The sequence below is a fragment of the Fischerella muscicola PCC 7414 genome (assembly GCF_000317205.1).
Lineage (GTDB): Bacteria > Cyanobacteriota > Cyanobacteriia > Cyanobacteriales > Nostocaceae > Fischerella > Fischerella muscicola.
The window spans coordinates 69,267-92,707 of sequence record NZ_AJLK01000189.1 but is presented as its reverse complement, the minus strand read 5'-3'; the positions used below and the strand labels follow the sequence as shown (position 1 = coordinate 92,707).

Genomic DNA, 23,441 nt, shown 5'->3' with positions numbered 1-23,441 from the left:
GTTACTATAAAAGCTCTTCACTTTTTACCCTTCTGCCTTCTGCCTTCTGTCTTCTGTCTTCTGCCTCCTATAACACTCCTTTAGAACTGGGGATCAACCCTGCACGACGGGGATCAATCTCTATCGCCATCCGCATTGCCCTCGCAAATGCCTTAAATGTGGCTTCTATAATGTGATGAGAATTAATCCCATCTAACTGGCGAATGTGCAATGTCATCTGGCTATTACCAGCCAAGGCTACAAAAAATTCTCGTACTAGCTGGGTGTCATAAGTTCCAACGCGCTGGGTAGGGATTTGCAAACCGTAGCTGAGATGGGGACGACCCGAAAAATCGAGTGCTACCTGAATTAAGGCTTCATCAAGAGGTGCAAGAAAGTTACCAAAGCGGACAATGCCTTTTTTGTCACCTAATGCTTTACTGATTGCTTGTCCTAAGGTAATGCCTACATCTTCGTTGGTGTGGTGGTCATCAATATGCAAGTCTCCCGTAGCTTGGATATCTAAGTCAATTAGTCCGTGGGAGGCGATTTGATGCAGCATATGATCTAAAAATGGAATGCCAGTTGCTGCATTGCAAACTCCTGTACCGTCTAAATTAATCGTAACGTGGACATCCGTTTCTCCCGTTGTGCGACGTACAGAGGCAATACGGGGAGTTTGTGTGAGGTTGTTGGGTGAAGATAGAGTTTGGCGATCGCTGATTTGCATAGTATTCAAAACTTGTTGTTTGTTGGTTGTTGGTGGTTGGTTGGAACAAACAACAAATAACAACCAACAACCAACAGCTTACATTCCCATAATTTCATATCCTGCATCAACATACAGGACTTGTCCTGTAATTCCACTTGCCAAGTCGCTACACAAGAACGCTGCTGCATTACCTACCTCGATCTGGGTAACGGTGCGTCGCAAGGGAGCTACTTTTTCAACATGATGAATCATATCTAAAATACCACCAACGGCACTAGAAGCTAAAGTACGGATTGGCCCAGCGGAGATGGCATTGACGCGGATATTAGCAGAACCTAGTTCTGCTGCTAAATAACGCACACTGGCTTCTAATCCTGCTTTGGCAACTCCCATCACATTATAGTTGGGAACTGCTCTGACGGCTCCTAAATAAGAGAGAGTAACTATGCTTCCGCCTGCGGTCATTAAAGGCTTAGCTGCACCAGCAAGTTGTACCAAAGAATAGGTGCTGACATCTAAAGCTGTGCGAAAGCCCTCACGGGAGGTTTGGCTAAAGTCTCCACTCAAATCATCTTTATTGGCAAAGGCTAGGCAATGAATCAAAATGTCTAAGCTACCCCACTTCTGGTGAATTGTCTCAAAAGTAGACTTAATTTCGTCGTCATTTTGGACATTACAAGGTAAAAACAGAGTAGGATTGAGTGGTTCTACCAATTCTGCGACTTTCTTTTCCATTTTGCCTTTTTCGTCGCTGAGATAGGTAATGCCAAGGTTAGCTCCGGCTTTGTGCAGTTGTTGAGCAATACCCCAAGCAATAGAGCGGTTATTAGCAATGCCTGTAACAAGGGCATTTTTTCCAGTCAGATCCAGCATAGAAATTATTGATGTGATGTTTCATTAGGAGCATACATGAATCTGAGCTTGGTTTGTCTTCGTTTTATAAATTTGATTTTTGATGGCTACTTCAGGGTGGATGTAAGAGAAGAGACTCAATCTCGCCCCAATTAAAATCGGATACAAACTGCTTCTTTTAAAGATGGATTATAAAAAGGATTTTTAAACAGAGCAAAGGTTTTAGAAAAAGATATTTTTCTCTTGGGAGTAACTAAATTTATTTGTGGTTTCCCTTGCACCCCCAATACCCTACGTTTTCACATCCGTATTTCCGACACCCATAGTGCCAAAATTGCTTTTTACTATTCAATTTACCATTTTATGTTTTCATAAATTCTCTATGAATCTTACTTTTTTCTTAAAAAACTTATTGATTACAATTTTGGAAGTACCTAACAAAAAGTACTAGATCCCTGCACTATAAATTTTGTATCATGTTAAACAAACATCAATTAGACAAAAGGTTAAGTATAGGAAAGTACAGAAAGGTTGACAATGTTTTATTGAATTTTCGAGTGTATTCTTAGGAAATCCATATTCGTTTTTCCGGCATTGGGTAGGGGAAGGGAGATAGATGATCGTGACACAAGATAAAGCCCTAGCAAATGTTTTTCGTCAGATGGCGACTGGAGCGTTTCCGCCAGTGGTGGAATCGTTCGAGCGCAACAAGACGATCTTTTTCCCCGGCGATCCTGCTGAAAGAGTTTATTTTCTCTTAAAAGGTGCAGTTAAACTCTCCAGGGTGTACGAAGCAGGAGAAGAGATAACTGTAGCGCTTCTGCGGGAAAACAGTGTATTTGGGGTTTTGTCCCTACTAACGGGAAACAAGTCTGATCGTTTTTATCATGCAGTTGCTTTTACGCCTGTTGAATTGCTGTCAGCACCTATCGAACAGGTGGAGCAAGCACTCAAGGAAAATCCAGAATTATCGATGTTAATGCTGCGGGGTTTGTCTTCGCGCATTCTTCAAACAGAGATGATGATTGAAACACTCGCTCACCGCGACATGGGTTCAAGATTAATAAGTTTCTTGTTAATTCTCTGTCGAGATTTTGGTCTTCCTTGTGCAGATGGAATCACAATTGACCTCAAGCTATCTCATCAGGCGATCGCTGAAGCAATTGGTTCGACTCGGGTCACTGTCACTAGGTTACTAGGCGATTTGCGCGAAAAGAAGATGATCTCCATACACAAGAAAAAAATTACTGTCCACAAACCTGTGACATTAAGTCGGCAATTCACTTAATTGCACACAGAGAACGGCGTTAAGAAATATAGACACTCTTGTAAAAATAGGTAATGGGTAATTATTTTTGGTAGTTGGTGGTTGGTTGTTGGTAGTTAGTGGTTGTAGAGACGTGCTGTTTGAAGCGTCTGTACATTAGTTAGTGGGTAGTGGTTGGTGTTTGTTTAATACTTACTCCTCACACCCCTTACACCCCTCACACCCCTCACACCCCCAATACCCAATCCCCAATTACTAACCTGCAATTCGCCACAGAAAATGCCTGAAAGTAGTAGGCTGTATCTGGAAGGATTTCTTCGGTAAATACAAACAGATGGCCACCGGGTACATCCTCATTATTGCAATCTTAGTTTTGGGAGGCGTTATTGCCACCGTCGGCGATCGCATTGGCACGCGGGTTGGCAAAAAACGGCTCTCACTTTTCAACCTCAGACCCAAAAACACAGCTGTATTAGTAACAATCTTGACAGGGTTGGGCATTTCCGCATCAACCCTGGGCATTTTATTTTTAGCTGATGAGGGTTTACGTAAAGGAGTTTTTGAGTTAGAAGATATTCAAAGAGACCTTAGGCGTAAACGCGTACAACTAGAAAATACGACCCAGCAGCTTGATACAACTAAGGCTGAACTAGAGCAAGCCAGAAAAGAAGAAGCTAAAGCTCAGCAGGATCTGCAAGAAATTAACAAATCTTTACAAGCAGCAAACGCTAAGCAACAGCAAACGCAAGCCCAACTCAACCGTACGATTAATCAACAAGCAAGAACTCAAACCCAACTCCAAGGTACTCAAAAACAATTGAGTCAAGTGGCAAATCAATATGAAAAAGCCATAGCCCAACTACAAAATGTTTATCAAGAAAGGAACAGACAGCTAGAGGAAATTAAACGACTCAAAGCAGAACGTCAAAAACTTTATGAGCAAGCTAAACAAGCGGTTGCTGAAGCGCAAGCTGCTATAGACAAACGCGATCGCGAGCTAGCAAAGCGTCAGGAAGTGATTCAACAGCGTGATCAGACAATTGCCAAACTAGATGCAGTCATTCAAAAGCGTAATCTCGAAATTACAGCCAGGGAGAAAATTATTGCTCAACGAGAAACTCGTCTCAAAGAACTAGAAACACAACAGTCCTATCTTGAGCAGGAAGTCGCACGTCTAGAGAAATACTATCAGTCTTATCGTGACCTCCGTTTAGGAAAACTGGCTTTAGTCCGGGGTCAAGTTCTAGCAGCTGGGGTTGTGCGTATAGAAGAACCTGCGGCTGCTCGTCAAGCAGTTATCCAGCTATTAAAAGAAGCTAATAAAAATGCCAGTATGGAATTAAGTGAACCTGGCACTACTACCCTGCCAAATTTGCAAATACTACGTGTCACTGAAGAACAAGTTGAACAGTTAAGTAATCAGATTAAAGATGGTCGAGATTACGTAGTGCGGATTTTCTCTGCGGGTAACTACGTCAGAGGAGAAAAACCAATCGAATTTTTTGCTGATGCAGCACTAAATGAAATTGTGTTCTCTGGAGGTGAAGTACTAGCTGCAACTACAGCCGATCCCAAATCCATGACATCCTACCAACTGCGACAGCGCCTAGAACTGTTGATTTCTGCTTCTCAATTTCGCGCACGCAATGCCGGAATTTTAGAAGATATTCAAATAGATGGTACTTTTCTGCGCTTTATTGCTCAGTTGCGACAATATGACCAAGCAATTGATATTAAAGCAGTTGCCGCACAAGACACATATACCGCTGGGCCGTTGAAAGTGAAATTGTTAGCAATTAAAAATGGACAAGTGATTTTTAGTACTTAATATGATGTCTGTTGTTTGTTGTTGGTTGTTTGTTGTTTGTTCCAACCAACCATCAACAACCAACAAAGAACAAAAAATTATGTTTGTTGTTTGTTCCAACCAACCATCAACAACCAACAAAGAACAAAAACCGTTTAATCGTATTTAATATGAATTTAAATGAATTTACACCAACTCAACCAGTGATCTTAGGATTCGACCCGGGTAAAGATAAATGTGGTTTAGCAGTGATGGGACTGGATCGAAAGCTACATTATCATCAGGTTGTACCTTCGACTGAAGCGATCGCTACCATTGAAACCTTGCGACAGAAATTTCCCATTTCTCTAATGGTTATGGGTGATCAAACCACAGCCAAAGGCTGGAAACAGCAACTACAGCAACAATTGTCAGACCCGTTAAACATCATGTTAGTTGATGAACGCTACACCAGTTTAGAAGCACGCGATCGCTATTGGCAAATGTTCCCACCCAAAGGAATCACCAAACTGTTACCACAAGGAATGCGAACACCTCCAAGACCAATAGATGACATTGTTGCTATTCTCCTCATTGAAAGATATCTCAGTCGCCTGACAGAATCAGCAAAATGAATGATGAATTATGAATTATAAAATTTCATAATCTTTAATTCATCATTCATAATTTTTATAGTTCTGCCCGAATAGTAAAAGCATAGTCTCCTCCTGGTTCTAGTTGATAATCTTTTTGCTCTAAAAAACGACCAAGAGGCTCTTTAATTAAGGCACGACCTTGTGATGGTTTGACAGACAATTCTCCTCGGCGAAAATGCCATTGAAACTGCCATTCAAAATCCCCTGCTCTGACTTCTCCTTCCAGTAAGCCCTGTTGCCAAGATTGACGGGTAATCCTAACATGGGCAGTTGTTTGTGGTAAACGCTTAGCACTCACGTTGCTTGATGTCAAGTAACAATAATAGCTGATCAGTTATAGCTTTACATTTACACAAAATACATCAAATATACCTATAGAAGTAAATCAAATACTTTAGTATCTTAGCTTCATCACTTTTGCTATTGGGTCAAGGTTAAAGAAGTAAGAAGAAGAGAATTGCACAAGCCGCCAAAAAATATTGCTTTACCTCTTGACAATCACCTCTTCATCTGACATATTTGTATATATGCAAAGTTTGCGGGTATAGCTCAGTGGTAGAGCGTCACCTTGCCAAGGTGAATGTCGCGCGTTCGAATCGCGTTACCCGCTTAAGAAAAAAGCAACATAAGATTATTTGAATTCACTTTAGGATTCCAACGTTTGCAGCTTATGTGATTGTGCTAGTTGCAGAAGTCAGTACCTATCTGTGAAACAGTAGAGTACATAGCTGAAGAAATTAGCCTAACCCAACTGTATTGGGTGTAGGGGTGTAGGAGCTGACTTTTCACGTTATGTGGAAAAGGTGAACTAACTACACTGACCTGACGGAGAGCGTGTAGGCTTCCTGTCCAACAGAAAGCGCAGTAGTGGATTTCTTGCGTCCTCCCTTACTGCGACTTACATCTGGACAACAGGCTTTATCCCCCGTTCCAGAGGTCAAAATTCGTAGTCCCTCATTTCTAAGGTTGATGCTTGCATTTATATCCCTGTCATGTCTAGTTTGACAATTATTGCAGTTCCCTAGTAGTACGGTGTATACACAAGTGATTTAATAACTCCAAATCTCGTTTCGTAGTGGCGTGACACAGCTAAATTTGTGCATTAATAAACCGCACCACGCAAAGCCTCTACAAAGCAGCATCCCGGAGGGAACCTCAAAGCTTTTCAACAGAGAACACACCAGATAGAACAAGAGAATTATTGCACTATTTTAGTCTAGACACGCCACTACCAGACTGCTGCCCTCTGCCTTCTGCCTTTTAAGACAGATATAATTTACGTTTAGCTCCCAGTAATTTATAAACAGCTAAAGATATAAATTGCTGATTTTTTATCTTATTTTCTTCTTATTTTCTTCTTACTTTTTCCTTATTTTTAATAAATAAGATTTTAAAACATAGACAAAATTTATAAGTTATATCTACTAAGCCTACTTTACTGGGCTTAGCTTGTATAACTGTACAATTACCAACGACAAAACACAATATAGTAAATTGATTAGATACGAAATAATATGAATTGATATAGAATTTTATCTATGAGTCTGTGTTGCTTATCAATTAATTTAAGGTCTAAGCATTCTTTGTAGTCTAAATTCACTGAAGTGAATTTAGTAGACTTTATCTATTAGTCAACATACCCTTATCAGAATTGCTAATTGATTTCAAATAGGGATAGGAACGCAAAATTAAACTTTGAATAATGAGGGGCTAAACCCCTCATTAATTAACAAACGGCATCATCAATATAAAACTTCTGAGTTAGATATGATCACAAGTCGCTCAAAGACTTATTACATCTGTTTATTAGAGTCTAGAATTCGATAATGCTCAGGTAAATGAATGTGCTTGAGTTTAAGTATTAAAGGTATTTTGTATCAAATATATACTGATACTCAAATGATACATTTTTACCATTCTCTTGCTTATTAGTCTTTTCGTTAATTTGAATTATTTGTGCTGATTTTAGACAATTAATTATTGATACAAACTAATATTATTTTTACTGAGAATAAGTATACTTTAGCAAAAATTAAAATATCAATTATTCACATTGTTTTCACGAATATGGCATAATATTCTGTTGGAGCAACAAGGTCATGATATTTAGAAAGAGAGTACTCTCAAACTTATCTAACTTAGACAATCTTTTTAGAATGCGAGTAAAGAGTGAGGAGTGCTAAACTCAGCAATTTTTGATTTGCAATATTTTTGAAGTATGTTGCAATGTTTTCCTATGAAACTTGAATGAATCGCAGTCGACTCATAATTGTTTATGCCACATTGATTTTGAAATTGTGCGTGTCATCTACCAAGATAATTTGAAGCGCTACTTAGAATTTAGTTGCTGTCATTAAGATGCAACTACGATGGCTTGTCCCATCCGTCTAAGCATAGCTTGCCTTTTTCAAATCAATATTTTTGTCCTATTTCTGCAAACAAGTGGTAGAAATTTAACGTGGATAAGATAAAAATAGACAAATTTGCACAGTCAACACAGGAAATGGACAAGCGTATAGCTAGACTGTACGAAAATGTCGTCAAAAAGCCTGTGATGTCACATGAAATGCCGGAAGCTTTGACCGAACTCAGCTGGGCTTCACAATCAGTACATTTTGCAATTGAGGAACTTTATCATCAGCATGAGCAATTAGAAGAAACAAAAAAAACTTTACAAGCAGAGTGCAAACGTTATGAGGAATTATTTGAGGAAGCACCAGACGGCTATTTAGTGACTGATGCCCAAGGTAAAATCCAACTAGCTAACCGTAAAGCTACCAAATTGCTTAATTTAAAAAAAGAATCTTTGGTGGGTAAACCAATCATTAATTTTGTTGCCTTAAAACAGAAACATGAGTTTCGTAATTTTCTCACCCAAGTAAGTCAAAACGGTAGAAGCCAAGAATTAATCATAGCCTTGCAACAACATGGCAATGAACTCTTTAACGCAGCGCTAACAGTGGGGATTTCCTATAACAATCAAGGTAAAGCCCAAACCATGCGCTGGCTGCTACGCAGCATTAATGAAAGCAAACGGGCAGAATTAGTAAAGATTACAAAAGATCGTGACTTTGATGGCGATCGCCCCATACATAAGTATTCCAAAGGAGATACCATTCCTCTCAACACACAAATAATTTGGTATGTTCGTCAAGGGTTAGTAAGACTAACTACCCTTGGTGAAACCAGTGAAGAAGTACTAGTAGGGTTAGCAGTCCCAGGAATGGTTTTCGGTTCTTATCTGACTTCCTTGCATACTTACCAAGCCACAGCTATATCGGATGTGAGGTTAGTAGCAATTGATGTGTCAGAAATACTAGCTTCCCCAGCCTTAAGCCATGCCTTTTTACCAAAGATAAATCAACGACTACAGCAAACAGAATCTTTTTTAGTTATTTCTGGATTGCGACGAGTACAAGATCGCTTATATGGACTTTTGCAGCTTTTGAAACGTGAAATTGGTGAAAAGGTAGCCCAGGGAACTCGCCTATCGGTTCGCCTAACTCATGAAGATTTAGCTAACGCCTGCTGTACTACTCGAGTCACAGTTACACGATTGTTATCTCAGTTAAAAAAAGAAGGAAAAATTTGTTTTGACCATAAAAAACACATAATTGTCAGAGACCTACCACATATAGGTTAATTAATCTATGCAGGTAGAACTACAATGAGGCAAAAAAATGAGGCGTTTTTGCCTCATTGTTATTTGGTAAAAAGAGATAAAATTTAGATAACTGACAATATTTATTGCTTAAAAATTATAATTTCACCTACTCCAAATAAATTCCAATTAAATGAATATATTATAAATTTATTTTATTGATTATCCGACAGCGTTTGACTACCGATTTTTAGTTCCTTTTTACTAAGTTTCAACTGTTTCCACAGCATCTTAATTTGGCTGTAGGCTTCTTCGGGAGCAAGTTTTCCGCTTGTTTCTAAATTCGCAATGAAACTAACTTTTTGAGCAAATTCCTGTAAATTGGCATTAAATACTAAATTTTCTGGTTTAACTTGACCACGATAAGAACTATGGGGATAGAGAAATTTGTTTAAATCTTTTTGGTTAGGTTGCACTATGATTTACTCCTATAATAAAAGTAAACTAATTATAAATTGATAGTTTATATTTTAGTGATTTGCTAGCAACTAAATTTAGTATCTATTAGTGAATACTTATATGATTATCAAATCATGAGCATACTGATTATTGATACTTATTAGCTTCTACTCAAAGAATGAGTTAATTAATAATTCTTTTTGTAGCAGTAAACACATATTTTTAGATTTAAAGATCATCTTGAGCTAGAAATATCATCAAAATTTGTATTATGCAACCCCCAAAAAGGGTAATTATACAAGTGCAACATCTATCTAGTGCTATGCCTGCTAAATACACCTGTATGGACTTAAGGAAAACTAAGATTTTCAAATCCTTGTCTTGCAGTTAAAACCTCGTGCAGCCTTGAGTTTTAGTTGTGAGGATAAGCACCTGTCGAAATAACCTACTTGGGGTTTAAACCCCAGGCTAATAGCAAAAGTCTTCTACACTTAATATTTTGCACCAGCTTTTCATCCCGCCAATAAATTTATTTCTTGGCTCATAGCTTAAGTCAGATCAATCTGACTGTAACCAAATTTAAGTCTGTTACTCCATTTTAATGGAGTTTAGCTATTAGCCCGGAACTTGAGTTCTGGGCGGAATTTGAGGCTTACTGACATTGGTGCAAGTCCGAAATAATAGGGTTTACCGAACCAAAAATATTCAAGTTTTCCACACATTTTTCATTAGCTCTTCAGGTTCGGCAATCATCATTTTGAAAGTGATAAAAGCCGAATTTACTTCATTGTTGTCCTTCACTAACATAAGAATTAAAGCAAAGGACAAATACCTGAATTAAGTAGTAAAAAATATTGTAAATAGAGGAATCATTATGGCACTGGTTCGTTACAATCCTTGGCAAGAAATGAACGCTCTCCAAAGCCAACTCAACCGTTTATTTGATGAAAGTTTTATGCCATCTAGACTGTGGAAAGATGGTGATGTGAAAGTTCCTGCTGCTGAGTTGCAAGAAACAGAATCAGCAATCCTTCTGAAGTTAGAAATTCCTGGTATGGAAGCTAAAGACTTGGATGTACAAGTCACAGAAGATGCGGTTTATGTCAGTGGTGAACGTAAATCTGAACGCAAAACAGAAGAAAAAGGTTACACCAGAAGCGAATTCCACTATGGTAAATTCCAACGTGTGATTCCTCTTCCTGCTCGCATTCAAAATACTAACGTTACTGCTGATTACAAAGACGGCATTCTGAATTTGACACTACCAAAAACCGAAGCAGAAAAGAATAAGGTCGTCAAAGTTAATCTGCAAGAAATTGTTGCTTAATGAGTTGCCATTAGTCCTCAAATTTGAATGCCTCATTGTGTGTGATTGTGTGAAATAAATTTCAGCCTGGTTGCATCAAAGTAACCAGGCTTTTTTTTATTCATTTGGGAATTACTGTATCGAAAATAGCTCCACTACAATCAGCACCTTGGAAGTCTGTCTGAAAAATATTTGCACCTCTCAAATCTGCTTGATATAAATTAGCATTTCTTAAGCAAGCATGACTTAAATCTGCTCCTTTTAAATCTGCTCTTGATAGATTTGTTGATACCAAATTAGCCCTAACTAAGCGTGACTTACTCAAGTTGATATCGCTTAAATTAGCATTTTGCATATCTGCTGCTGTTAAGTCTGATTTACTGAGATTCGCTCCACTCAAATTAGCCCAACTTAGTTTAGCCCAATTGAAATTAACTTCACTCAATAAAAGCGAACAGAGATTGGCACATCTCAAATTAGCATTAGTAAAGTTTCTTTCTCCGATTCCATAACGACGTAGAAGTTCATCAGTTGTTAATTTACTTAAAACAGCAACTGAAGTACCTTGATAACACCATGAAGTGTCTACTAGACTAGCAGCAGTGTTAATCGCTACTTCGTCACACTTAGACAGATTGACACCGTTACACTCATCCCACTCACCGTTGAGCATAAAGGCAATTTCATGAGCAGCAGCAACGGAATCAAATAACAGAACAGTTTTGTGAGAAGGTTGCAACCAGCTATTTAAAGCAGATAGTATAGTCTGTCTCATTGTATTTTTTGATGCAAGTACCCTGAAGAGCAATTCAAAAAAGAAAAAGTCAAGGAGTTATACCCCCTTGACCAAACTTAATCAAGTTTTACAACACACAACCACACATAACTAGTGAGGTCTACAACTATGTTAAATAAATCATAGGCTTTAGTCCAAAAAGATATGCCTTAAGTTGGTACTGTTTTGGTTGAAGCGATCGCAACGAACAGTGAAATATGCCTGTTTGATAGATTTGTAGTTAAAAAACGTAAAAAATTACACAAGAACTAGATACAGGGACTATCATATAAACCCATTGGGTATCAGAACCCGATACCTCCAAAGTAAAATTACCCTCATAGGGTACTGTGACTGAGTAATTAACCTACTGACAATAATAAAGTAGGAAGTACTATCGACACAAAACAAAAACTCTGCGGTGAATTTGGTTACTGAGTCCTTTGCACACTAGAGTTAAGACTTGTATTTGCTATCACTCTATTTTATACAGAAGGAGAATATGTTGAATGGCTCGAAAAAATAAAAGACCATTGGGATTTGGGTGTGAGCATCAACAATATTCAAGATGCCCTATTTGTTGTGTTGTACCACCTCACATGCTAGAAAATATTGTAGTCAATGGTAATGAGCAACAACGAAGTTGGGCGTTTCACACCTTAAATATTTCGTCACAATTTCGGGGAAGGCGAAATGTAGTAGGTGCAGTCAATTTTGCAGTTTCCCCTGGTGAAAAGCGTCGGACAATTTTTGATGCTAAAAGTACTGAACAACTCCCCGGTACGTTGGTACGTGGTGAAGGCGACCCGCCTAGCAACGATATCGCTGTTGACGAAGCTTATGATGGGGCTGGGGCTACCTACGATTTATATTATGAGGTATTTGAGCGTAATTCTATTGATGATAAAGGGCTACGTTTAGACTCAACAGTACATTATGGCGTCAAATATGATAACGCCTTTTGGAATGGCGACCAAATGGTTTATGGTGATGGTGATGGTGAAATATTTCAACGATTCACCAAGTGCATAGATGTTATTGGTCATGAGCTAACACATGGTGTAACTCAATACGAAGCTGGTTTACAATATTATGGTGAATCTGGAGCTATCAATGAGTCATTTTCTGATGTATTTGGTTCATTGGTGAAACAATGGGTCAAAAAACAGACTGCTCAAGAAGCTGACTGGATTATCGGAGAAGGTATTTTTACAGATAAGGTTAATGGTGTGGGTATTCGTTCCATGAAAGCACCAGGAACAGCATATGATGACCCTGTTTTAGGTAAAGATCCCCAGCCAGCACATATGAATGATAAATACACTGGTTTTGAAGATAACGGCGGGGTACATATTAATTCGGGTATTCCTAACTATGCGTTTTACTTGGCAGCAACAGAGATTGGCGGTTATGCTTGGGAAAAAGCTGGAAAAATTTGGTATATAGCTTTACGCGATCGCTTGCGTGCGAGAACGAACTTTAAACGTGCTGCCAATATTATCATTCAAGTCGCTGGTGAACTCTACGGTCAAGGAAGTCAGGAACAAAATGCAGTACAGAACGCTTGGCAAAAAGTAGGAGTTATTTAAAATTATGAATTATTAATTATGAATGAAAATTTTCATAATTCATAATTTTTATTTTGTCTTAGTCTTTTGTTGTTAAACTGGGAGATAAAGCTTTATCTTCCCAGTATTTTTGTTTAAAGCAAAAGCTATTACTACGGAGAGGAAAATGCGGATATCGCTTCAGCGTACGGGTGGTTTCGCCGGGATCAGCAAGAAAGCGATCGTTGACACGGCTAACCTGTCTCCAGAAGAAACTCAGCAACTATCTCAACTATTAGAAGCCGCAAATTTCTACAGCTTACCTCCAAAAATTAATGCTCCTGCTAACCAACCTGACCGCTTTCAATACACTTTAACTGTGGAAGAAAACAATCAACAACACACACTTATAGTCGGTGAAGCAGCACTATCAGAAACCTTAAAGCGTTTAATTGAATGGGTTAATAATACAGCAAGCAAAAAATGATAAATTATATCAAGTCCGGCTAATTACTTATGATATGGTTGGTTTTGTTGGTTAATTGGTAATTGCTTTTCAAAAAGTATCCCAGCTTTTTCCTTTGTAGCCATATTGAAAAATTTCTGGATGTAAAATTTCTGCTAAAATTTCTAATGAATCTACCAGTCTTGGTCCTGGACGGTTGAAGTAAGCATTACCATCAGTTATGTAGATTCTACCTGTTTGGTTAGCGTGTAAGTTCTGCCACTCTGGACGTTTACTTAACAACTCGGTATCTTGACGAGTACGATTTAAATCAAAGCCACAGGGCATAAAAATGATTATGTCTGGATTGCTTGCAATCAAACTTTCCCACTTTAACTGTGTCGAAGCCTGACCCGTAGTGCTAAATAAAGGCTCTCCTCCTGCTAAAGTAACTAATTCAGGAATCCAATTAGCAGCAACCATTAAAGGATCAGTCCATTCAATACAAGCTACTCTAGGCAACTTTTCTGTTTGGGAAAGTCCTTGTGTTTTTTGGGCAACTATTTTTACACGAGCTTCTAAGTTTTCTAGTACTTTAACCGAATCTACTTGAAAAATATTGGCTAATCGCTCAATATCAGCCCAAACATCGTTGAGAAAATTGGGTTGTAAGGAGATAATTTGCGGTGAAGCGTGGGTAAGTTCAGCTACAGCTTTTTCTACATCTGATAAACTAACAGCACAAACGTCACATTGGTCTTGGGTAACAATATGAGTGGGTTGTAGTCGCTCTAAAACATCTGTTTTAATTTCGTAGATACTGAGGGCAGATTGTATTAATTTATTGACTTCATTGTGAATTTCACTGCTAGAGACGTTGGTATTAAGCCTGGCTTGAGTACAAACAGGACGATTTTGTATTTCTGGAGGGTAGTCACACTCATGCGATCGCCCAACAATAGCATCAGTTAAACCCAGTATGGCTAAAATCTCAGTTCCACTGGGAATTAGGGAGATAATTTTCAAGTTGCCATCGCTCATCGCTTCATCCCTACAACGATTGCCTATACTCTTATTGTCCCAAACTCACAAAGGCTTTGTATCTGCCTGTGGGTGGGACACAGGGAGGAAGATGGGGAGTGTGGGGACAAGGAAGACAAGGGAAGGGAGAAATTACCTATTTCCTATTCCCTGTTCAGAGTTAAGAGTTCCCTCTTACCAATGACAAATGACAAACAACTAACCACTGTAGAGACGTGCCATGGCACGTCTCTACAACAAACAACAACCAAAAATCAACAACCAAATTTAGTAAACCTATATTTCTTTGTGAACTATGCTCATAATTTACGAAGAAACTGGAGGCGAAATCTACTATTTCAAAGCTTGCCAACTGTGGTAAATACTGACTAGAAATTATGGAACTAATTATTAAAAAGGCTTTGAAAATAACAGAACTATAATTACCACAGTTAAGAAAAAATTATTCTTTCTGGTTCTGAAAAACCATAGAAAGTAATTGTAGTTAAAAAAAACGGCTTTTCGTTTTTAGTCACAATGCAAGAGAACTTCACTCCTGATCAGGGACAAAAAATGCAGTTAGTATCACTTGGAGATATTACAGAACACAAGCGAGTGGAGGAAGCACTCCAAAAAAGAGAAAATTGTCTGCGAAAACAAAGTAAAACCCTAGTGCAACTAGCAAAAAGCAAGACCTTGCAGCAAGGAGATCTCAGCGCAGCATTAAGAGAAATTACAGAAGCCGCTGCCCAAACAGTAGAAGTCGATAGAGTCAGCGTCTGGTTATACAATAGTGATCACTCAAAAGTTGAATGTGTCGATTTATATGACACAATCACAAAACGTCATAGCTGTGGAATGTCACTTTTAAAAGCAAATTTCCCTGCATACTTCCAAGCTTTGGAGGAACAACGCAGCATAGCAGCCCATGATGCTTGCAATGATGATAGAACCCAAGAATTATCAGAACCGTATTTATCTGCATTTGGGATAGCCTCTGTGTTAAATGCACCAATTTGGTTAGGGGGTCGTTTAGTGGGGGTGGTGTGTCACGAACATATTGGTCGGATTCGCCAGTGGACATTAGAAGAAGAAAACTTTGCAGGTTCAATAGCAGATTTTGTGACTTTAGCAATAGAAGCTAGCGAACGTAAAGCAGCACAGGAAGCGCTACAACAGAGTGAGGCAGAGTTTAGAGCAATTTTTGATCGTTCTTCGGTTGGAATTGGATTGGTAGATATGAAAGCGCGGATAGTAGATATAAATCCCGCATTATGTCAGATACTGGGCTACAGTCGAGAAGAGTTATGTAGCAAGCGTTTTACGGATTATATTTTCAAGCAAGAGGGAGATTTAGAACTTTACAAACAACTGATTTCGGGAACTTGCGATCGCCTGGAGATGGAAAGGCGCTTTTTACATAAAGATGGTAAATTTGTTTGGGCTTTGGTGAGTATTTCTTTGATTTCCAGCCAAAATGGTGAACCTGAGTATTTCCTCGCCATGATCGAGGACATTACCAAACGCAAGCAGACAGAATTAGAACTCTGTGAAAGTAAAGAAGCAGCAGAAGCCGGTAGTCGCGCCAAAAGTGAATTTTTAGCAACCATGAGTCACGAACTACGGACACCTCTAAATGCAATTATGGGGTTGTCTCAGCTGCTGCAACAAGAAATGGTGGGGTCTCTCAATGACAAGCAAAAAGAGTATGTCAATTGTATTTATAGTAGTGGCGAGCATCTATTGGCACTCATCAACGATATCCTCGATTTGTCAAAAGTAGAAGCAGGTAAAGAGGAACTATTTTTATCTAAATTGTTAGTACAAGAATTGTGTGATTACGTGATATCAACAGTACGCGATCGCGCCGAAGAAAAGAAATTACAACTGATCGCCGAGATTGACGAACAAGCAGACTTTTGTATTGGTGATGAACGGCGAGTTAAGCAAATGCTACTCAATCTGCTTACCAATGCGATTAAATTTACTCCAGCAGGCAAGGTATGCTTAGAAGTTAAAAAATTACCGCAAGGCATTACATTTACAGTATCAGATACAGGCATAGGTATTGATCCAAGTCAGTTTAAATTCTTGTTTGAACCGTTTAAACAACTTGATAGTCGGCTCAATCGTCAGTATGAAGGCACGGGTTTGGGTTTGGCTTTAACACGCAAGTTAGCACATTTGCACGGTGGTGATGTCACAGTAGAATCTGTGCTAGGAAAAGGCAGTAAATTTCAATTATTCTTGCCAAATCAACCCCCCCTACAGGAAGACAGTTCACAGTTCTGTGAAGAGATTTTCTGCCTTGATGAGGAGCAATCTACTCAACAGGAAATTACAGTACAAACACGTAGTTTTAATATTAATAAAGTATCTAATAGTACTAAATATTATTCGTCTTATGGAAACTCATCGCAACTAAAGCGTAACAAGGATGACTCTTCATCAACTTGTTCAAGACGTACACAATTAACTCCTCACCACCGTGCTACTTCCATAACAAAAAATATTCTGTTAGTGCAAGATGAAGAAAAAACTGCTGCCCTACTGCGAGATTATCTTCAGGCAATTGGCTACCATGTTGAGCAAATCAGCAATAGTAACGATTTTTGGGAGCGATTGCAAAACCAACAACCTGATTTAGTTTTGTTGGATTTAGAATTAGCAGGAGACATGAGCGGATGGGATTTGTTAGCTACAGTGCGACAAAACCCAGATTTGCAAGATTTACTGGTAGTAACTATTACATCAAATCCGACGGCAGCAAACAGTGATCATCCAGTCGATACTACACCGGACGGATTACGCGATCGCGCACTCCAAATTGGTGCTAATGCATGTCTGTGCAAGCCAATAGGTATTGTTCAAATTGAATCAATACTAATGCAATATTTTGGTTAGTGGTCAGTAGTTAGTAGTTAGTGGCTTACTACTCCTCACACTCCCCCCACTGCCCCTAATCCCCACCAGGGGCCCCATCTCCCCATCTCCCCACCTCCCCACCTCCCCATCTCCCCACTGCCCCTAATCCCCACTCCCTTGGGGGAGTGGGGGCCGGTGAGTTCCCCATCTCCCCATCTCCCCACCCTACTCCTGTGCAGAGTAGAACTGTTGGGCGTAAAAACGAGCATACCGTCCTCCCTTAGACAAAAGAGAGGTGTGAGTACCAGATTCAACAACCTGTCCCTGTTCTAGGACGAGGATGCAATCAGCACGGCGAACGCTGCTGAGGCGATGGGCGATAATAAAGACGGTACGATTTTGCATCACTCGCTCGAGTGCTTCTTGAACTAGTGCTTCCGATTCCGAATCTAGGGCGGAGGTAGCCTCATCTAAGATGAGAATTCGTGGATCGTGGACAATTGCTCTTGCGATCGCCAGTCGTTGGCGTTGTCCACCAGAGAGATTTACCCCACGCTCACCTACCCAGGTGTAATAGCCTTGGGAAAATTGGGTAATAAAGGAGTGAGCGTTGGCAATTTTTGCTGCTTCCTGGATTGCCTCTAAATCCAATTCCTCCTGACCGTAACCAATATTTTGAGCGATCGTTCCCGAAAATAGAGTAATGTCTTGAGGAACAATGCCAATTTGACGGCGGAGACTGTTTAGTGTGACGTCGCGGATATCAATATCATCAATCAGAATCTGACCAGACTGAGGATCATAGAAACGAAGTAACAGATTAATTAACGTTGATTTACCTGCACCAGAAGAACCAACCAAGGCAATGACATTGCCAGGAGAAGCACACAAACACAGATCCTTTAAGACTGGTTCGCCAGGATTGTACGCGAAACTGACATGACAATACTCTACCTTGCCAATGACTCGTGGCAGTTCTTTGGCATCTGGTTTTTCATTGAGACTAGGCTGTCTTGCCATTAATTCAAAGATGCGCTCTACAGAGGCTTCAGTCTGCTTGTACTCGTTGAAATTGCTGATCAGGAGGTCGATAGGTTGAATCAGTAAAGCCACAGCAGCTAAGAAACTAATAAACCCTTGAGCAGTCAAATTTCCTTGGGAAATCTGCCATCCTCCCAATAAAAACAGCAGCATAATACTAACTGCTTCCAAAAAACCTACTACTGGAAACTGAATAGATTTAAGTTGTTGAGCGCGATACTTAGCTTGGCGATTGCGTTCTGCTTCCTGATTGAATCGCTTGACTTCATACTCTTGTGCTGCAAAAGCTTGAACAACGCGAATGCCGCTAAATACTTCAGTTAGCATCGCAGACAGATTAGAAACATGATTTTGACTCTGACGAGATAGGACAAGTAATCGCTGACCAAATAGTCCGATTAACCAAGCCATCAAAGGAGCCAAAAGCAAACCAGCCAGAGTCAGCGGCCAATTCAGGTAGAGCATGTAAGCGGGAATCGCGATTAACTGCAAGAAATTGGAGAGAAATTGATGGGATAACTTGTCAACAATCTCCCCTACCCGGTCGATATCTTCAGTCAAGCGATAAGTCAGATCGCCCGTCTGTGTGGTTTCAAAATAATCCAATCCGAGTTTGTGCAGATGAGCATAGACTCGCTTACGTAAATTCAAAACCATGTTCAGAGCGGCAGCGATCATAAAGATATTCTGCCCGTATTGAAAAAGCCCGCGAACCAAGAATACCAGAGTGGCTAGTCCGAGCCAGTAGGCAATCTGGTTAACATTTCCCTGACCAACAAAAAAAGCGACCTGACCTGCTAGGTAGGGCAGTAACAAGGTAAACAGCACAAATCCTAAAATACACACTGACCCCTTAACTAACAGCGGCCATTGGGGCCACAGATAAGGCAACAGTTGCCAGTAACTAGAGCGGACTTTCATATCTTTAAAAATTACTTCTTGAGAGTTAGCAGCTTGAGCAGCAATTTCTACTTAATTTCCCCTAGATAGGTTAGCAGAAAGCGGGCAATTCTCTCAGACGCACCAGGCGGGCCAAATCGTTCCGGGCCATTTTCTTTGCATTTAGCGAGGTAGTCAGAATCTTGCACAGTCTCAATGACTCGTCGAGCTGCTTGCTGTAGAATCTCAAGGGTTGCTGGCTTAGTGCCGATTGTTTGGGCATTTATACCCAATAGCCGTGTTTGCGCCTCTGCAAATTGATAGGTAAATTGAGGGCCTTCTCCAGGAATTTGGATGACAGGTTTTCCACTCGCTACTGCTAGATCCACCGCCAAGCCTGCCATACCAAGAATGAGGGTAGAGTAATATACAATGTCATTAAACGCATCTGAGTAACATCTCACTTCCACAGGAGAACTTCCAGCAGCAGCATAGGTGAGTATGCCTTGCTCGTGCTGCCAACCTTGACTTTTGGCAATGTCGTCTAGTTCCGACATCAAATTTGGTACTAAAGCTGCGTAGAATTGTAGTTGTTGCCCAGACGCCACTTTGGCGATTTCTCGCACCAGTTGCAACTGCAAACAAAAATTTCGTGCGGCTTCAGGCATCCGTGACCCTGGCAGAAGAGCGATCGCGGGAACATCCGGTATCAGATGTAAGTTTTTACCAGTGGGGACGAGTCTATCTAAAGCAGGGATACCACCAAATTTAGCTTTAGCTAAACCTTGCCGTTGCAGGTCAGAAGCTGTATAGGGATCTCTGGTGAAAACTGCTAGACAACGAGAAGAATTGAGATCGTGCCATAGAAGCGGATTGAGACGCAACCGCCCTTCGTAGAGAGCAGAAAGACAAGAAATAAAAGAGACGAAAGGGCGCTTTGTTAAATAAGCAAATGTCTGGGAAATAAAATCCCCAGTAGCCATAATCAAATCACACTCAGGAGCATACTGTAACACCGCTTGTAACTGACGCCACGTTAACCCAATCAATCCTGATTGAAAATCTTTGAGCAAATACAGACGCCTCATATAGAAAAATCCCCCAGAGGGCATCGTTTGCGTCGGCCCAATAATGGGGATGTTCAAGCTGCGGTAGGCTTTTCCTTCCCCCACAATCGGCATTGCCGCCATTTCCAGAGAAGGACACAATTGGCGCAGGGTTTGAATAACATGAGAGGTGTGGTTGTCCTCTCCATGACCGTTACTGATAAACAAAATTCGCTTAGAAGGCATATTGGGAATTGGGATCGGGGATTAGGGATCGGGGATTGAAGTATATTTTGAAAATAGAGTATCAGAGAGCTAACTTAGCGGCAAACCCGTTATCCAAAAGGTCAAAGTCATTTTATGACTTTGATTTCCAAGGCAGCGCTATGAGCCGGGAGCATCCCAAATTTTCAAAACACAAAACGAAGTAGCTCTAATCAACACTCTGCGTTCCTTTGCGTCAATCTCTGCGAGCCTCTGCGTTTAAAAATAAACTCAAACGTTTGAGATCCTCCCTATTAGGCTCTTAACTTCTGAAAAATCTCCCATGCTCGAATTATCTTTCCTTGCATGAGCGCAGCAACTCCATGCAATGCTTGAATTTCTTTTAAGTCAGGGTTTTTAGCCAAGCTCGGTTGGAGAGATTTTTCCGCAGCACCAGGCTGCCAATTATAGATTTGCACAAATGCTAAATATGCCCAGGCGTAAGGATTTTCTGAGTCTAGCTGAGTAACTTTTTCTAAAGCTGCTATTGCACCATTGACTCTTTTCTGCAATACGTTGGCTAAAGCCAAGGCGTAAGCCCAATCACGGTTTTGCGAAACATGCTGCAATCTATATGCTAAACTCAATCGCGCCTGTTCCAAATAATCTTGGATAGGGTCGTATTGATTAATACGTGCAATTTCTGCAAATAATTGCTCCAATGCCTTTCTACCTTGAGGTAAATTTGCTGCTAAATCCCTTAATTGCGTGATTAAATCCAACTCTGGTGCAGTCGTAGCAGTGGCTTGGGAATCGATTTGTAATGTTACTTTTGGAACAGGAATTAAATAACTTTCCCCCGAAACTCGGTTGAGGTAAATAGCCTCTAAAATATAATTTCCTGGCGCAATATCAGCAGGTGGTAACATTGCCATTCTTTCAGTAACTTGGAATGTACCTTGAGGTTTGTTTGCACCTGCATATAAATTTCCCATGCCGATACCATGATCATGTATCCATGAAATCTCCTCCTTATCCTTGGTGAGGTTTTTCCAAGTCAGTAATACTATCCCGTTTTGCAATTCTTCCCAAGCGCCAGTCCACTCATAACTTACAGATACTGGTACTCCTGGTGGAGTTTTTTCTGGTACTGTGACTTGCAATAGAGCAATCTTAGTTTGTGGTGGTTTTGGGGAAATTGCTTTGACTTCTATCGGTGGGGTTTGTTGATGATAAAGCTTAAGAGTGCTGCTATCGACAACCCAAGACTTGTGAAGTTGGAAATTGCCATCTTGCTCTACACTTTTAACTATCAGAGCTTGGGCTTTTGGGACTGAACCTTGTTTGCCTGTTTTGGTGAGGAACCATGAAAGCGATCGCGCATCCTGATTGACAAATTTCTTTTTTATTCCTACCTGTCGTCCATAAACTTGGGAATTTGCTAATCTACCATAGTAATTCAAATTATGCTGGTTAATTTTTGTGGTGGATGGTAATACTCCCAATGTAGAACGCAAATATGGTTCTGTGGCAATGATTTGGGCAATTATCTGGCGATGAGGTAACTCCTCTTTCATATAAGGGTAATGCTGGGCATTGGGACTCAAAGCTAATGTCATCCCATCACCAACAAAGCCGCCAATGGGAAACAAGTTGAATAACATTAAAAGTACTGCCAAACCAAAAGTACCCCAGCGAATGCGCCGTGCCCAGAGACTTCGGAAGCGGGTAAATCCATATGCTAATAATACTGAAAGAGTAGGTAAATAAGGCAACACATATCGAGCATCTTTGTTTGGGTTTAAAGATGACAGGAAGTAAGCACCTACCAAAAAGATTACTAACCATCGGAGTGAGGAAGTACTCTGAGGCACAGATGTGATGAAAAATTTCTCTTTGTCTCCCACTCTCTGCGTCTGGATGCCTTTTAATGAACGTCCCCAATAAATAAGCAATGCAACTATCGGTACAACTAACAAAGGCAACGACACCTGTTGTGGCAATTGTTCCCAATAGTAAGTCCAAGCTTTTAGTGTATTCAGGGGTGCTTCACCTTCAGCGATCGCAGAATCTATTGTTGCCCGTTTGCCAGATGTCAGAATAAGCAACCAATTGGTGCGATACCAGGGACTAAACACCAATATCGACAAACATAAAGCCCCTAGTAACTGGAATAACTTTCCCCAACAACGTTGACGAAGTGCGCCAAATCCCACCCATACTATCGGTGTCAGCAGAAAAAATAACGCCGTCTGCTTCACCATTAATGCCAAACCCAAGGATAAGCCAAAAGCTGCTGCCCAGAGGGGATGGTGGGGAGGTAGGGAGGTGGGGAGGTAGGGGGAGAATTCGTGGCTTTCTGTCTTCTGCCATCTGCCCTTCGGGTTCGGCAGTCCCCCATCGCCGGAAACCGCCAAGACGGGGGCTGCCTCACCATCTGCCTTCTGTCTTCTGCCTTTGACTTTCCAAAGTGTCAGGCAAAAAAAACTGAGGGTGACAACAGCTGCAAGGGGATAATCGAGGAGAAAATCTAAGCGTAATCTATAAAGCGCAGGCATGACTTGACAGAGTGCAGCTGCCCACAAACCTACAGCTTCGCTAAATAATATTGCACCTAATCCATAAACTGAACCTAATAAAACAGCACTAAATAACAGCATAATTAGTGCAGCTTGATCTGGCCCAGTGCCAAAAATATTTTGAACAACAGCCCCAACAATGTAAGTTAAGGGTGGGATTTTAGAAGATAACATCCAAAAATTTTGCCACCATTGGCTATCCCAGAATTGGGGATGCTGCAATGCTTGCCAATAAATCAAAGTGCCAGTTAAATAATCTGCCTGATCCCAAGCTGGAATAGAATTGTCTAAAGCAAACCAGATGCGATCGCACACCGCACCCAATAGCCAAATTATGCTGAGTATCAGTAAATTCTTAAACTGTTTGCGCCGATTTTTTGGATGACTCATAAACCAGGAACACTATAATGGTTAGTTGTTTG

At 40.4% G+C, this 23,441-nt stretch carries 18 protein-coding genes and 1 tRNA gene; 10 read left to right on the top strand and 9 right to left on the bottom strand.

Annotation, left to right across the window (positions count from 1 at the left end):
- Nucleotides 1-67: 67 nt before the first annotated feature.
- Both hisB and fabI read right to left on the bottom strand, forming a co-directional pair.
- The gene (gene hisB, locus UYI_RS0129680; protein ID WP_026086261.1) at nt 68-709 is read right to left on the bottom strand and encodes an imidazoleglycerol-phosphate dehydratase HisB; all 642 of its coding nucleotides are present in this window, start codon (nt 707-709) and stop codon (nt 68-70) included.
- A 78-nt stretch (nt 710-787) separates the two neighbouring features.
- Nucleotides 788-1,564: an enoyl-ACP reductase FabI gene (gene fabI, locus UYI_RS0129675; RefSeq protein WP_016870321.1), complete on the bottom strand. Its 777-nt coding sequence runs from the start codon at nt 1,562-1,564 to the stop codon at nt 788-790.
- A 595-nt stretch (nt 1,565-2,159) separates the two neighbouring features.
- On the opposite strand from fabI, the gene ntcA reads away from it, so the two are divergent.
- The 3 genes from ntcA to UYI_RS0129660 all read left to right on the top strand — a co-directional run bounded on the left by ntcA (nt 2,160) and on the right by UYI_RS0129660 (nt 5,231).
- Complete coding sequence (gene ntcA, locus UYI_RS0129670) at nt 2,160-2,831, top strand: global nitrogen regulator NtcA (RefSeq protein ID WP_009459526.1); 672 nt, start codon at nt 2,160-2,162, stop codon at nt 2,829-2,831.
- Nucleotides 2,832-3,144: 313 nt separating this feature from the next.
- On the top strand, nt 3,145-4,638 hold the full coding sequence (locus UYI_RS0129665; RefSeq protein WP_016870320.1) for a DUF3084 domain-containing protein: 1,494 nt from the start codon (nt 3,145-3,147) through the stop codon (nt 4,636-4,638).
- 149 nt (nt 4,639-4,787) lie between these two features.
- Entirely contained in the window at nt 4,788-5,231 is a 444-nt protein-coding gene (locus tag UYI_RS0129660) for a pre-16S rRNA-processing nuclease YqgF (RefSeq protein ID WP_026086260.1), read from the top strand.
- Between the two features lie 55 nt (nt 5,232-5,286).
- Here the strand turns inward: UYI_RS0129660 and UYI_RS0129655 are convergent, their stop codons facing one another.
- On the bottom strand, nt 5,287-5,550 hold the full coding sequence (locus UYI_RS0129655; protein ID WP_009459520.1) for a DUF3146 family protein: 264 nt from the start codon (nt 5,548-5,550) through the stop codon (nt 5,287-5,289).
- A 240-nt stretch (nt 5,551-5,790) separates the two neighbouring features.
- Between UYI_RS0129655 and UYI_RS0129650 the strand changes: the two genes are divergently transcribed.
- Nucleotides 5,791-5,862, top strand: a tRNA-Gly gene (locus UYI_RS0129650).
- A 1,893-nt stretch (nt 5,863-7,755) separates the two neighbouring features.
- Nucleotides 7,756-8,895, top strand: coding sequence for a helix-turn-helix domain-containing protein (locus tag UYI_RS0129645; protein ID WP_081589276.1), 1,140 nt, complete (start codon nt 7,756-7,758; stop codon nt 8,893-8,895).
- A 173-nt stretch (nt 8,896-9,068) separates the two neighbouring features.
- Here UYI_RS0129645 and UYI_RS0129640 read toward each other — a convergent pair whose 3' ends face one another.
- A complete protein-coding gene (locus tag UYI_RS0129640; protein ID WP_016870317.1) occupies nt 9,069-9,329 on the bottom strand; it encodes a DUF7219 family protein in 261 nt (86 codons plus the stop codon).
- 857 nt (nt 9,330-10,186) lie between these two features.
- Here UYI_RS0129640 and UYI_RS0129630 point away from each other — a divergent pair.
- A complete protein-coding gene (locus tag UYI_RS0129630) occupies nt 10,187-10,639 on the top strand; it encodes an Hsp20/alpha crystallin family protein (RefSeq protein WP_016870315.1) in 453 nt (150 codons plus the stop codon).
- Nucleotides 10,640-10,739: 100 nt separating this feature from the next.
- Here the strand turns inward: UYI_RS0129630 and UYI_RS0129625 are convergent, their stop codons facing one another.
- The gene (locus UYI_RS0129625) at nt 10,740-11,393 is read right to left on the bottom strand and encodes a pentapeptide repeat-containing protein (RefSeq protein WP_016870314.1); all 654 of its coding nucleotides are present in this window, start codon (nt 11,391-11,393) and stop codon (nt 10,740-10,742) included.
- Between the two features lie 509 nt (nt 11,394-11,902).
- Here UYI_RS0129625 and UYI_RS0129620 point away from each other — a divergent pair.
- Both UYI_RS0129620 and UYI_RS0129615 read left to right on the top strand, forming a co-directional pair.
- Nucleotides 11,903-12,982, top strand: a complete 1,080-nt coding sequence (locus UYI_RS0129620; protein WP_016870313.1) for a M4 family metallopeptidase — start codon at nt 11,903-11,905, stop codon at nt 12,980-12,982.
- A gap of 145 nt (nt 12,983-13,127) precedes the next feature.
- A complete protein-coding gene (locus UYI_RS0129615; protein ID WP_016870312.1) occupies nt 13,128-13,427 on the top strand; it encodes a protealysin inhibitor emfourin in 300 nt (99 codons plus the stop codon).
- Nucleotides 13,428-13,496: 69 nt separating this feature from the next.
- Here the strand turns inward: UYI_RS0129615 and UYI_RS0129610 are convergent, their stop codons facing one another.
- Nucleotides 13,497-14,426, bottom strand: a complete 930-nt coding sequence (locus UYI_RS0129610) for a cobalamin-binding protein (RefSeq protein ID WP_016870311.1) — start codon at nt 14,424-14,426, stop codon at nt 13,497-13,499.
- A gap of 180 nt (nt 14,427-14,606) precedes the next feature.
- Here UYI_RS0129610 and UYI_RS37845 point away from each other — a divergent pair, with 180 nt between their 5' ends.
- Both UYI_RS37845 and UYI_RS0129605 read left to right on the top strand, forming a co-directional pair.
- A complete protein-coding gene (locus tag UYI_RS37845; protein ID WP_162140432.1) occupies nt 14,607-14,798 on the top strand; it encodes a hypothetical protein in 192 nt (63 codons plus the stop codon).
- A 144-nt stretch (nt 14,799-14,942) separates the two neighbouring features.
- Nucleotides 14,943-17,309: a PAS domain S-box protein gene (locus UYI_RS0129605; protein WP_016870310.1), complete on the top strand. Its 2,367-nt coding sequence runs from the start codon at nt 14,943-14,945 to the stop codon at nt 17,307-17,309.
- A 186-nt stretch (nt 17,310-17,495) separates the two neighbouring features.
- Here the strand turns inward: UYI_RS0129605 and UYI_RS0129595 are convergent, their stop codons facing one another.
- The 3 genes from UYI_RS0129595 to UYI_RS0129585 form a co-directional block, all read right to left on the bottom strand.
- Complete coding sequence (locus tag UYI_RS0129595; RefSeq protein WP_016870308.1) at nt 17,496-19,232, bottom strand: ABC transporter ATP-binding protein; 1,737 nt, start codon at nt 19,230-19,232, stop codon at nt 17,496-17,498.
- A 47-nt stretch (nt 19,233-19,279) separates the two neighbouring features.
- Entirely contained in the window at nt 19,280-20,482 is a 1,203-nt protein-coding gene (locus UYI_RS0129590; RefSeq protein WP_016870307.1) for a lipid-A-disaccharide synthase-related protein, read from the bottom strand.
- Nucleotides 20,483-20,754: 272 nt separating this feature from the next.
- A complete protein-coding gene (locus UYI_RS0129585; protein ID WP_016870306.1) occupies nt 20,755-23,409 on the bottom strand; it encodes a glycosyltransferase family 39 protein in 2,655 nt (884 codons plus the stop codon).
- Nucleotides 23,410-23,441: the final 32 nt, after the last annotated feature.

Coding starts and splice junctions, on each gene's coding strand:
- UYI_RS0129620 (WP_016870313.1), top strand. CDS start 11,903: ATGGCTCGAAAAAATAAAAGACCATTGGGATTTGGGTGTGAGCATCAA.
- UYI_RS0129625 (WP_016870314.1), bottom strand. CDS start 11,393: ATGAGACAGACTATACTATCTGCTTTAAATAGCTGGTTGCAACCTTCT.
- UYI_RS0129665 (WP_016870320.1), top strand. CDS start 3,145: ATGGCCACCGGGTACATCCTCATTATTGCAATCTTAGTTTTGGGAGGC.
- UYI_RS0129630 (WP_016870315.1), top strand. CDS start 10,187: ATGGCACTGGTTCGTTACAATCCTTGGCAAGAAATGAACGCTCTCCAA.
- fabI (WP_016870321.1), bottom strand. CDS start 1,564: ATGCTGGATCTGACTGGAAAAAATGCCCTTGTTACAGGCATTGCTAAT.
- UYI_RS0129610 (WP_016870311.1), bottom strand. CDS start 14,426: ATGAGCGATGGCAACTTGAAAATTATCTCCCTAATTCCCAGTGGAACT.
- UYI_RS37845 (WP_162140432.1), top strand. CDS start 14,607: ATGACAAATGACAAACAACTAACCACTGTAGAGACGTGCCATGGCACG.
- UYI_RS0129595 (WP_016870308.1), bottom strand. CDS start 19,232: ATGAAAGTCCGCTCTAGTTACTGGCAACTGTTGCCTTATCTGTGGCCC.
- UYI_RS0129605 (WP_016870310.1), top strand. CDS start 14,943: ATGCAAGAGAACTTCACTCCTGATCAGGGACAAAAAATGCAGTTAGTA.
- ntcA (WP_009459526.1), top strand. CDS start 2,160: ATGATCGTGACACAAGATAAAGCCCTAGCAAATGTTTTTCGTCAGATG.
- hisB (WP_026086261.1), bottom strand. CDS start 709: ATGCAAATCAGCGATCGCCAAACTCTATCTTCACCCAACAACCTCACA.
- UYI_RS0129590 (WP_016870307.1), bottom strand. CDS start 20,482: ATGCCTTCTAAGCGAATTTTGTTTATCAGTAACGGTCATGGAGAGGAC.
- UYI_RS0129660 (WP_026086260.1), top strand. CDS start 4,788: ATGAATTTAAATGAATTTACACCAACTCAACCAGTGATCTTAGGATTC.
- UYI_RS0129615 (WP_016870312.1), top strand. CDS start 13,128: ATGCGGATATCGCTTCAGCGTACGGGTGGTTTCGCCGGGATCAGCAAG.
- UYI_RS0129645 (WP_081589276.1), top strand. CDS start 7,756: ATGGACAAGCGTATAGCTAGACTGTACGAAAATGTCGTCAAAAAGCCT.
- UYI_RS0129585 (WP_016870306.1), bottom strand. CDS start 23,409: ATGAGTCATCCAAAAAATCGGCGCAAACAGTTTAAGAATTTACTGATA.